A 7630-nucleotide genomic window follows, 5' to 3' on the forward strand; every position below is an offset into this window, starting at 1 on the left:
GGAAGTAAGTGCTCGTCGTCCGCCCGCATCCCGGGCAACTCGTCACCTGCGGCATAAAGCTGCGAATCGAAAGCGACTGCAAGATCTGCTGCGCTGCCTGCACCTCTTCCGTGCGATCCCCGCCCGGCTTCGGCGTCAAGCTCACGCGAATCGTATCGCCGATGCCCGCCAGCAGCAGCGGAGCCAGCCCCGCCGTCGAAGCAATCAGCCCCTTCGCGCCCATGCCTGCTTCCGTCAATCCCAGGTGCAGCGCATAACTGCACCGCGCCGCAAGGTTTGTATACACGTCGATCAGATCGCGAACGCCGCTCACCTTCGCCGACAAAATAATCTGGTCCGACCTCAGTCCGAAGTGCTCCGCCGCCTTGGCCGACTCCAGCGCGCTCACCACCATCGCTTCCATCATCACGTCGCGCGCGGGCAGCGGATCTGTCTTCTTGCTGTTCTCATCCATCATCCGCGTCAGCAGCGCCTGGTCCAGCGATCCCCAGTTCACACCGATGCGAACCGGCTTCTGGTTCTCGACTGCGCACTCCACCATTACTTGAAAATTGTCGTTGTCCTTCTTCCCAATCGACGCGTTGCCGGGGTTGATCCTGTATTTCGCCAGTGCCTTCGCGGTTGCCGGATACTTCTTCAGCAGCAGGTGCCCGTTGTAGTGGAAATCGCCCACGATCGGCACCCGGATACCGCGCTTGTCCAATCCCTCCACAATCGCCGGAACCGCCGCGGCGGCCTCCTCGTTGTTCACCGTAACACGCACAATCTCCGACCCTGCCATCGCCAGAGCAGCAACCTGCTCGATGGTGCCGGCGGCATCGGCAGTGTCGGTGTTGGTCATCGACTGCACGACAACCGGGACCTCCCAGCCAACCCGAACGTTGCCGATCTTGACCGTGGGAGTCTTCCTGCGCTGAATCTCTGGCATAGCGACCTCTTCCTACTCAGTTTACCCGGATCGCGAACTTCGCCTTGGCCCGCCAAAGGAAGGAGCAACGCGTTTATAACCGGGCATCACCTCAGCGACGCCGTAACTCGCAGAAAATAAACTCGGCTTGAGCCTCTGCGCGTCCTCTATGAATGCTCCGACGCCATCGCCTCTAGGATCAAGTCCTCTTCAAATAGCGTCCGCGTCCCCGGAAGCACCGCAAACGATACATCGTGCTGCTTCCGAGGCAGGCTTAATCCAGGTTGGTTCGGGCGTCCAACATTCGCGTCGAATGCGCGCCAGAAGATACAATTATTCTCATGCTGTATCGCACTCCTTTTCGTCTTCTGACCATCGCAGTCGCCCTCGTGGCGATCTCCGGCATTAGCCTCTCAGCGCAGGATGCGCCCCATCGCGGCCGCAAATACAAATCGCCGCCACCGACATCCCGTATCGAGGTCACGGTGGTTCGCGACAGCGATTCCAAACCCCTTGAGAATGCTTCGGTCATCTTTCACCTTGCCGGCGACCAGGGCAACATGGAACTCAAGACCAATGAAGACGGCAAATCGGTCATCGACGTTCTGCCCATCGGAGCAAACATGCGCCTCCAGATCATTGCCCGGGGCTACCAGACCTACGGTCAGGACTACAAGATCGACAAGTCCGATATGACCTTTGGCATCCGCATGAAGCGGCCCGGCGAACAGTACTCCATTTACAAACCCCATGAATCCGATGGTGACGCACAAAAGGACGACAAAAACGGCGATTCCGGATCACAAAAGAATGCTCCGCCCGCTGACAAGCCCAAAGATAAGCCCGCCGATCCCAGCGGCCAACCCGCGCCTCCCCAATCCAAACCGCAGTAGTCAGGTTGTCCTGAACTGCGTCGAATGCAGTGCACGAGTCTTGCCATGACCAGCCAAACCCTTATCGGCAAAGCGGTGCTGGTCACCGGCGGCGCACGGCGCATCGGCCGCGAAATTGCATTGGAACTTGCCGCGGCAGGCGCCAACATCACTATTACCTACCGCAACTCAAAGACCGATGCCGAAGAGACTCTGCAACTCATCCAGCGCCTGGGCAGGCTCGCGATCGCGATCGAGTGTGACGTGCGTTCCGAGCAATCCGTTCTCTCCGCAATTGCCGCCACCGTCAAGTTCCACGGCCATCTCGATGTGCTGGTGAACAATGCTGCCATCTACGAGTCTGCTCCGCTTGACCAACTCACGCTGGAGCAGTGGGACGCCGTGTTTGAGACTAACGCGCGCGGTCCGTTTCTCGTCGCCCGCGAGGCCCTGCCGCATCTGCGCTCCTCTCATGGCCGCATCATCAACATCGGCTCGCTTGGCGGCCTGCGCGCATGGCCCGGCCACGCTCATTACTGCGCATCCAAGGCGGCACTCCACATGCTTACCGAGGCTATGGCGAAATCCTTCGCGCCTGAGGTCGCCGTCAATTGTGTTGCCCCGGGGTGGATCGAATTCGATGAGGACAAAGGGCAGCCTGCCACTCTCCGATTCGCAACCAAGACACCCATGAAGCGCAACGGCGTCGCCAAGGACGTGGCTGAAGCCGTGGCCTTCTTTGCATCAACCAGCAACTTCATTACCGGCCAGGTGCTCACTGTCGATGGCGGACTAGGCTTGTAGTCGCATCGGCTTTTGGTTGCATTCCCAGGTCTCAGAAGCAAGAGATGGAGCGCTCGCTCCATCTTTGATAAAAAGGAAGGTCTATCGCGAAAACAGACGGCCCCAGAACCCTTTGCTCTCGGATTGTGTCCGGGCGCTTCCGCTCCCGTTTCCCCCCTGCCCCTTGCCATTCGAGCTGGCATCAAACTCCAGGGGCACCTCCTGCCAAAGCCCGACCGGTTCTGGCTGCTCAGGCCACTTCGCGCCTTCCACGGCCGCCCGCGGATTGCTGACGTACAGCCGGTGCGCCGTCTCCTCGCCCACCTTCGCAGCAACGTAGTCGTAGCCCTTCTTCAAATGCAGCGGACGCCACTGTGGATGATGCGCGTCGCTGGCCAGAAAGTGAATCCAGTTGCGTTCCAGCAGCGCATCGGCGAAAGCCTTGGCGGTCTTTCCGAATCGCCCGTACAGCGAAGCCGACGTTACTTGCACCAGGCATCCTTCACGCATCCACTCAGCCAGGATTTCCGGATCCAGTTGCAGAACCCGGTTTCGCTCTGGATGCGTCACGATCAACGTGTAACCAGCTCGACGCAAGCTTCCTAGTGCGGCCGTCAATTGTTGCGGAATCAAAAGATCAGGAAACTCCACCAGCAGATAGCCTTTGCCATCGATGGAGTAGCGCAACGGATTCTCGATCGCATCGGCAATATTGTTGGCGTCCATGTGGAAGTCGCATCCGAGACTCAGCTTGACCTTATGTCCAACCTTCTCCCGCAACTCTGCGAGCCGGATCTCGTTCAACTCAGGCTGGTAGGGATAATTGGCACAGGCGTGAGGAGTGCAAACGATGTGGGTTACGCCCTCGCTGATCGCTGTCTCAGCTAGTTCGACAGAAGTGGCCAAATCTGGAGAGCCGTCATCTACGCCATAGATCAAGTGTGTGTGGATGTCGATCATTAAATCTCAGCTTCCAATCCGAAAGCACAGCTCAGCGTATTGCCAATGCCTGAATCATTGATGCGAAAATCTTCCAGCCATCCGACGACCCGAGGAGCTTCTCGCTGGAGCGGTCCGGATGCGGCATCATTCCCAGTACATTCCGCCCCTCGTTTAAAATGCCAGCAATATTGCTGAGAGAACCATTCGGATTAGCATCTTTCGTAATCTCGCCCGCTGGCGTCACGTAGCGAAAGGCGATCCGATCCTCTCCTTCGAGCCGCGCCAAATCTTCCGGCGTGCAGAAGTAATTGCCCTCCATATGCCCGATAGGGATCTCCAGTACCTCTCCCTTCGTCAGCTGATTGGTAAACGGGCTGCTCGTCGTCTCCACGCGCAGATGCACCTGCTTGCAAATGTATTTCAGCCCCGCATTGCGCATCAGCGCCCCTGGCAGCAAGCCAGCCTCAGCCAGTATCTGGAACCCGTTGCAGATGCCCAGCACCAGTCCGCCTCCGGCAGCAAACTTCCGCACCGCCTGCATCACCGGCGAAAACCGAGCAATCGCCCCCGTACGCAGATAGTCGCCATACGCAAAGCCACCCGGAACCAGCACGGCATCCACGCCTTGCAGATCCTCCGAGTCGTGCCACAGAAATGTAACCGGCTGCTTAGCGATCTCCGCGATCACGTTGTAGGTGTCGTGGTCGCAGTTGGACCCCGGAAAAACCAGTACGCCGAATTTCATGCTTCTAGGTTAACAGTCTGGGAAGAACAGAACGCCGCACGCTTTACGCAAGAGTAGCTTGAGATGAACCTCAATCCAGGATCCAAGCCGAAGCCTGGTCCATGTTTCGCGATTTTGGCGCTACCGACCACCCTCAATATGTCAGCTGCAACTGCAGTCCCTTCGGATCGTCATTTACCAACGCGGTCACCCGATGATGCTCCGCATCGAAGTTCGTCGAGATCGGTAGCGCGCCAGGATGGTCCAGCGCAGTCACGGTAGCACCGGAGTAAGGCTTCGCCGCGCCGTACACCTCAATCGCCAGCAGCTTCCACCATGGCTGGAAAGTACCTTTGCGCGGCGCCACCGTTACGATCACCCCCTGCGGACTCAGCCGGCACGCAAAATGCAACCGCAGGTATTCGCCTTTCTTGAAGTCGTAGCTCACCCCGTCGTCCAGGTAAAGCGAGCCTTCGCAATCCGCGCCCGGTACGGTCGGCGGATATACGCGCAGGGTCAACGGGCCTACGGGTTTTTCGTCCGTGCTTTGGACCAGCGGCTGCTCTGGCACAATCGATCCTGCCCGCACAAAAACGGGCAACGTCTCCAAAGTGCGGTGAATATGAACTTCAGGCTGGGCAATCGCCGCATTATCAATGCCTTTGCGCCCTGAAGTTGGATCTATTCTTGAACCTGTCCAATAGTCATACCAACTCGATGGCGGCAGCGCCACCTGGTAATCATCCAGTTCATCGGGATAAGGGCTTTGCGCCACCAGCAGGTCCGGCCCAACCATGAAGGCGTTTCCGGTGCTCAGATCCAGCGGCCCTCCATCGGCCTCGCCGTGCGGAAACTCCAGAAACAGCGGCCGCATGATCGGAACCCCGGTCCGGCTCATCTCCTCCGTTGTTGTGTAGAGATACGGCATCAGACGATAGCGCTCTTCAATGTAATGACGCCGCAAACTCACATCCTCCGCTGTCCCGTTCTCCCACGGCTCCTGCGGCAGTGTGCCCACTGCGGAGTGGTCGCGGTCGATCGGATGGAACGCCGCCACCTCGAGCCACCGCGTAAGCAGTTCCGGCTGCGGAGAGCCCGCAAACCCGCCCACATCCGCCCCCGCCATGGCAAACCCACTCAGTCCCAGGTTCAGCAGCTGCGGAGTCGTCTGCCGCAAATGATCCCACGTCGCCGAATTGTCCCCCGTCCACGTCACCGCATAACGTTGTCCACCCGCAAAGCTTGCCCGCGTCATCACAAATGGCCGCACATTTGGCTCCAGCTTCAGCAGGCCTTCAAACGTGCCCCGTGTATTCTGCATGCCGTAGATGTTGTGGACTTCGAGGTGATTCGCAACCCGCGTCGCAAATCCCGGCTCATCGATGCGATGCTGTGTGTCATCGGGCATCGTCTTTGACGGCACCAGAAAGATTGCCGGCTCATTCATGTCGTTCCAGAACCCGGCGACGCCTTGCTTCACAAAATCCGCGTACAGCGTGCCCCACCATTCGCGCGAAACCTTCCTCGTGAAATCCGGAAACACCGCCTTGCCCGGCCAAACCACGCCTTCGTAAATCGTTCCATCGGGATTCTTCACGAAATGATCTCCCGCAATCCCTTCCTCGAACGGTTTGTACTTCGCCAAAGGCTGATCGGCAATATGCAAGTCAGTAATCACGACCGTGCGCAGATGCTCAGCACGCAGATCCTTGACCATTTGCTCGAAGGTAGGGAACCGCTCCGGGTCCACCGTGAACGGCCAATTCTTGTATTGATAATCGATATCCAGCCAGATCACATCCGCAGGAATCCGCTCGCTGCGCAGCTTGTCGCCGATGCGCTTTACCTCTGCTTCGGGAAAGTAGCTATAGCGAGATTGCTGATAGCCGAGCGACCACATCGGCGGCATCGGCGTTGTGCCCACCAGCCACGCCCACGACTCAACAACACTCTTCGGCTCCGGACCATAGAGAATGTAAAAATCCAGCGGCCCTGCTTCTGACCCAAACGAATATCCGTCCCGATATTCCTTGTTGAAGTCAAAGCTCGCACGCCACGTGTTGTCGAAATAAATCCCCGCGCAAACGCCCTTGTTGAAGGTGATGAACCAGGGTATCGATTTGTAAATCGGATCGGTGGATTGCTGCCAGCCGAATGCGTCGGTATTCCAATCGGTAAATGCTTCATTGCGCCGATCGAGGGGCCCAGGCTTGTCCCCAAGGCCGAAGTAGTGTTCGTCCGCCGGCGACTTCATGTACACGCGAAACGATGTTCCGTGATACTCAATCGGCCTTCCCGGCAGATCCTGCGCAATCACATGCTTCGCATTGTCCGTCACAGTCAGCCCGAACGGATCTTTGTGCACCGTGACATGCAGCTTCGCAGTCTTGAACCCGACAGCACCTCCATTGGCTTCCGACGTCACATTCACGCTCGCCGTCCGCGAAGAGGAAAGGACCGCCCATGAAGCATCCTCCGGCAGTTGCCCCGCAGGCCCGACGCGCACCCGCAACACATCATCGCGCAGTGCGGTGATCTGCAGAACTGCGGCACCCGACCGGATCTCAATCCCATTCGGAAGTGCGTGCGAAGCCGTGACGCGATCAAGCCTGACAAATGCGGCCTTCTGCTGCGCATTCAGGTTGGCGGTCAGTTGTGATGTTGCGGCTAAAAGCAGAATTGCAAAAACAGCAGATAGAGAGCGTGTAGCTCTGATCACTCAGCACCTCATGGGAGCCAGTTTGGTTGTCGTTAGAAAGAATACTTTGTCAAAGTTGGAAATGGAAAATGCGAAGAGCAGCAACCCGGCCTGGTGCCCCATTCATGCGCAATCTTCTGTGCGCATGAGTGGGAACGCACGAACTTCCACGCGCCACCTGCTAACCCGCTAACTTGCTATTGTGCGAAGCGCGGCTATCTAGCTAAACCTGAACCCAGCTACTTATTAAGTTTCGAAACCCGCGCCCGCGTCTCACTCACAAATGCATCATCTTCCGGGATTCCAGCCTTCATCGATCCGAGATTGATCTCCACATTCGATAACGCTCCTGTTACCGCCGCCCCAGCCAGCGCAACCCCGGTCGTCAGATCCGATGCCATATTCGGATTCGTAATCGGCCTCAGCGCATGCGCAATCCGCGCCACTTCCGCCGCGCGCTCCGCCACACCCAGGGGAACACTCGTCGCCTGCCGTAACGCCTTGTTCACGCCGACTCCACCGTCATCTGTCTCCCGTGCCGCACGATACGCCTTCATCACGACGTTGTACGACTCGGCATCCGCATCAATCGCAGCCTTCAACTCCTCGCGCAACGTCGCCAGCCGCCCAATCGCCTCGCTCAACTGCGCCTCATACTGCAGATAAGCTTTCTTGCCTCGCGACATTGCCGCCACCATGTGCGC

The 7630-nt window shown here is 58.1% G+C and carries 7 protein-coding genes; 2 read left to right on the plus strand and 5 right to left on the minus strand.

Annotated features, from left to right (window positions below):
* Positions 1–928 (minus strand): flavodoxin-dependent (E)-4-hydroxy-3-methylbut-2-enyl-diphosphate synthase (gene ispG / locus WA354_RS08625; RefSeq protein WP_472812599.1); only part of this gene is annotated, 928 nt, incomplete at its 3' end.
* Positions 929–1248: 320 nt separating this feature from the next.
* On the opposite strand from ispG, the gene WA354_RS08630 reads away from it, so the two are divergent.
* Together WA354_RS08630 and WA354_RS08635 are read left to right on the plus strand one after the other, a co-directional pair.
* Entirely contained in the window at positions 1249–1800 is a 552-nt protein-coding gene (locus WA354_RS08630) for a carboxypeptidase-like regulatory domain-containing protein (protein WP_472812600.1), read from the plus strand.
* Positions 1801–1845: 45 nt separating this feature from the next.
* The gene (locus WA354_RS08635; RefSeq protein ID WP_472812601.1) at positions 1846–2583 is read left to right on the plus strand and encodes an SDR family NAD(P)-dependent oxidoreductase; all 738 of its coding nucleotides are present in this window, start codon (positions 1846–1848) and stop codon (positions 2581–2583) included.
* A gap of 81 nt (positions 2584–2664) precedes the next feature.
* On the opposite strand, the gene WA354_RS08640 is transcribed toward WA354_RS08635, so the two are convergent.
* From WA354_RS08640 to WA354_RS08655, 4 genes are all read right to left on the minus strand, one after another.
* Positions 2665–3522, minus strand: a complete 858-nt coding sequence (locus WA354_RS08640; RefSeq protein ID WP_472812602.1) for a tyrosine-protein phosphatase — start codon at positions 3520–3522, stop codon at positions 2665–2667.
* Positions 3523–3553: 31 nt separating this feature from the next.
* Positions 3554–4249: a phosphoribosylformylglycinamidine synthase subunit PurQ gene (gene purQ / locus WA354_RS08645; protein WP_472812603.1), complete on the minus strand. Its 696-nt coding sequence runs from the start codon at positions 4247–4249 to the stop codon at positions 3554–3556.
* 133 nt (positions 4250–4382) lie between these two features.
* Positions 4383–6947 carry a glycoside hydrolase family 31 protein gene (locus WA354_RS08650; protein WP_472812604.1) on the minus strand — a complete coding sequence of 855 codons (2565 nt, stop codon included), beginning with the start codon at positions 6945–6947 and terminating at the stop codon, positions 4383–4385.
* A 218-nt stretch (positions 6948–7165) separates the two neighbouring features.
* A partial coding sequence (locus WA354_RS08655; RefSeq protein ID WP_472812605.1) for a cyclodeaminase/cyclohydrolase family protein occupies positions 7166–7630 on the minus strand: 465 nt, incomplete at its 5' end.

The sequence above is a fragment of the Occallatibacter sp. genome (genome assembly GCF_049802275.1).
Lineage (GTDB): Bacteria > Acidobacteriota > Terriglobia > Terriglobales > Acidobacteriaceae > Telmatobacter.

Coding starts and splice junctions, on each gene's coding strand:
- WA354_RS08630 (WP_472812600.1), top strand. CDS start 1,249: ATGCTGTATCGCACTCCTTTTCGTCTTCTGACCATCGCAGTCGCCCTC.
- WA354_RS08640 (WP_472812602.1), bottom strand. CDS start 3,522: ATGATCGACATCCACACACACTTGATCTATGGCGTAGATGACGGCTCT.
- WA354_RS08635 (WP_472812601.1), top strand. CDS start 1,846: ATGACCAGCCAAACCCTTATCGGCAAAGCGGTGCTGGTCACCGGCGGC.
- purQ (WP_472812603.1), bottom strand. CDS start 4,249: ATGAAATTCGGCGTACTGGTTTTTCCGGGGTCCAACTGCGACCACGAC.